Here is a 2,152-nt window from a genome sequence, read left to right as displayed (position 1 = left end):
GGGGCTCCACCTTGGAGCTGTACCGCTCCGTCCTGGCTTTCCGCCGCACGCATCGCCTGGGCTCAGGCACGTTCCAGTGGGCCGAGGAGCACGATCCCGCCAACGGAGTCCTGGCCTTCCACAACCGCGACGTGCTGGTTGTAGTCAACATGGGTACTGCCGCCCTCCCCGTGCCGGCCGGGCTCAGGGTGGAACTCTCCAGCGATGGCGGCTCGGGCGGGGCCTCGATTGCTCCGAACAGCGGGGCATACCTCGTGGCGAAGTAGGGCCTCTTCCCTTCCTGACCTTCTTTGTCACGGAAACGGGGCCGACACGCAGCAAGTTCTGCGTGTCGGCCCCGTTCTCTAACCAAAGAAGGTCAGGAAGGCGTCGCCTTGGCGTGGAGTACTTGCCGCCCTTGAAGAAACCGGCGATTTTCGAGCCGAGGCCCTTGGCGTTCTCAGCCACGTCGCCCACGATTTCCTTGGCGTTCCCGGCAACATCCCCCGCGAGGTCCTTGGCCTTCTCAGCCACGTCACCCGACAGGAACTCCTTGACGTGCTCCGCGGCGTCACCGGCAAATTCCTTGACGTGCTCCGCGGCGTCACCTGCAAATTCCTTGACGTGCTCCGCGGCGTCACCTGCGACGTGCTTGGCCTGTTCAGCCGCGGCTTCGGCGCTTTGCTTGATGTTGTTGACTTCTTCGCTCATGGTTTTCTCCTTGTTCCTGGCCCAAGTGTTTTGGTCCATCGGCTTGACTACGGACCCAAGGTCCGGTGCCGGCCGGGCAAGCCCAACCAAAGGGAAGAGTTCCCCCTACCCTTCAAACTATGGCCCTACAGATACCTCTGCAACGCAAAACGCCTGCGAGGTAACATAGCCATCCGATTAACAACGGTTGCGTGTCAGTTCAACGAACGCGCTCGGCCTTGCTGAACCTGGTCCGTGCGCCGGCCCCGATATGGATCAAGACGGGAGTCCGGCGTCCCACCACAATGTCCAGCGCCTCCACGAGCCGGGAGACATCCGCGGCGAGTGCGTGCGGGGAAACGCCTTGACGGGGCTGGACCCTGACCCGGAGCCCGGGACGACCGTTGACCTCGTAGGTTGCCACCGTCACGCCCGCAAGATCCGTACGTTCCGCAAGGGCCGCCTTGAGCGCCTGCTCGGCAAGGTTCCCGCCGATGTTGACGTCCCCGGCAGTCTGAGCGTCGTCGTACTCCGACACGATGAGGTTGGCGCGGCCCTTGCCTTGCTGCGACACCCAGGACACCATGAGCACGATCAGCACAACAAGCACCGCAGCTGCGGCGACCCAAAGCCAGCTTTCCTCACGCCCTGGAATGCGGGTCTGCTCAGAGAGGTACTTGGCGTGTTCCCAGAGCCCGGTGGACCAGCTTTGCCACCAACTTCCGACGGCGGGGACAGTGGCGAGCAGTATCAGGAGAATGCCGATGGCCAATAGTTTCAGGCCAAGGATGCCGATCAGGATGCGGTTGAGGGCGTGCGGAGTACCGTTCATGCCCCGATCACCCCGGAAGCGGCGACATTGACCCGGACTGAAGGCATGGGCGAAGGGGCCATCCTTTGAAGTTCATCCTCGACGGCGGCAAGGATCCGTTCCTCGTGCAACGGCACGCCCGAGGTTGGCCGGACGTTGACCACAACCAGCCTCTGCGAAACCACCACCATGACCTGCTCCTGGGTGACGTTCGCTGCCGTCCGGGCGGCCCTGGCCAGCGCCGAAGCGATGACCTCGTCGTCCACCACCACTCCGGCCCGGGGATCCTCAAGCAAGTGACGGGACTTTCGGCCGGGCAGGACTGCGTTCAAGAAGAACATCAGGCCCACCATGGCCACGACCCCGCCCAGGGCACCAAGCAGCAAGGGGGAAATCCCTCCGGGAAGGGCCGTCAGCCGTTCGGCCGCTGTTTGCGGATCGATGAGCCACGGTGGTTGACCAATGGCACGCAGCGCGGATTCGAGGAGGGCATAGAGACAGGCCGCGATCACGAGCGCCGCGGCCAGCGCCGCCATTCCAGCGCGGGACGAGCGGGTCTCACGCTTGAGGATGCGCTGGAGTCCGACGTCGATCCGGTCGCCGTTGCCTGGGGTCCCGGGCGTGTAGACACCGGGGGTGGTCGCCTTCGGCCGTCTGAGTCGGCGCAGTGTC

General features: G+C 64.3%; 3 protein-coding genes and 1 pseudogene. 1 reads left to right on the top strand and 3 read right to left on the bottom strand.

Annotated elements, in window-relative coordinates; all coding sequences use genetic code 11:
• A pseudogene (locus tag AHiyo1_RS25525) lies at window positions 1-266 on the top strand (alpha-amylase); the annotation flags it as partial.
• Here the strand turns inward: AHiyo1_RS25525 and AHiyo1_RS10055 are convergent.
• The 3 genes from AHiyo1_RS10055 to AHiyo1_RS10045 all read right to left on the bottom strand — a co-directional run bounded on the left by AHiyo1_RS10055 (window position 184) and on the right by AHiyo1_RS10045 (window position 2,073).
• Window positions 184-690, bottom strand: coding sequence for a hypothetical protein (locus AHiyo1_RS10055; RefSeq protein WP_148667514.1), 507 nt, complete (start codon window positions 688-690; stop codon window positions 184-186). The pseudogene AHiyo1_RS25525 and the gene AHiyo1_RS10055 overlap by 83 nt on opposite strands.
• A gap of 199 nt (window positions 691-889) precedes the next feature.
• Window positions 890-1,501, bottom strand: a complete 612-nt coding sequence (locus tag AHiyo1_RS10050) for a hypothetical protein (RefSeq protein ID WP_059388475.1) — start codon at window positions 1,499-1,501, stop codon at window positions 890-892.
• Window positions 1,498-2,073 (bottom strand): DUF6286 domain-containing protein, encoded by a 576-nt coding sequence (locus tag AHiyo1_RS10045; protein WP_253257277.1) that lies wholly within the window; start codon window positions 2,071-2,073, stop codon window positions 1,498-1,500. The genes AHiyo1_RS10050 and AHiyo1_RS10045 overlap by 4 nt, the downstream gene beginning before the upstream one ends.
• Window positions 2,074-2,152 lie beyond the last annotated feature (79 nt).

The organism is Arthrobacter sp. Hiyo1 (assembly GCF_001263615.2).
Lineage (GTDB): Bacteria > Actinomycetota > Actinomycetes > Actinomycetales > Micrococcaceae > Arthrobacter.
Note: the sequence above shows the minus strand (reverse complement) of the source record. Positions and strands in the feature narration are given on the sequence as shown.

Bases quoted from the DNA above. Each gene is read 5' to 3' on its own strand.
- AHiyo1_RS10055 (WP_148667514.1), bottom strand. From the start codon at position 690: ATGAGCGAAGAAGTCAACAACATCAAGCAAAGCGCCGAAGCCGCGGCT.
- AHiyo1_RS10050 (WP_059388475.1), bottom strand. From the start codon at position 1,501: ATGAACGGTACTCCGCACGCCCTCAACCGCATCCTGATCGGCATCCTT.